Genomic DNA, 318 nt, shown 5'->3' with positions numbered 1-318 from the left:
ATCTTACCCAGACCAGAAAATGTCGCTTTTTGGGTCGCAAAGAAATCAGTAAATTGACTTTGTTCTGGCCCGAAGTCCTCATCAGGCAGGTAATAGCCGAGAAACCCTGATTTGATTGCACGAAAATAAGGCTTTAATCCGCCTTCTCGTGCATAACAAATTCCCCCATACTGCAGACGCTGACAACTGATTAACCAGTCAAAAACGGGTTGGCGGTGCTGAGGTTGCATCAAAGCGGCGACAGGCAGACCCAGTGATGCCCAATAGATAGCCGGAAAGTCAATGGCCCAGCAGTGAGGGACTAAAATAATGACAGGA

1 protein-coding gene is annotated in these 318 nt (G+C 47.5%); it reads right to left on the bottom strand.

Going from position 1 to position 318, the window contains the following annotated elements; genetic code table 11:
- Window positions 1–318, bottom strand: a 318-nt coding sequence (locus tag R0J87_RS19215; protein WP_498888239.1) for an LpxL/LpxP family acyltransferase, incomplete at both ends; no start/stop codon positions are given.

The organism is Halomonas sp. SIMBA_159, from assembly GCF_046536035.1.
Classification (GTDB): Bacteria; Pseudomonadota; Gammaproteobacteria; order Pseudomonadales; family Halomonadaceae; genus Vreelandella; species Vreelandella venusta_A.
The sequence above is the reverse complement of the archived record's forward strand: the minus strand, read 5'-3'. Positions and strand labels throughout refer to the sequence as shown.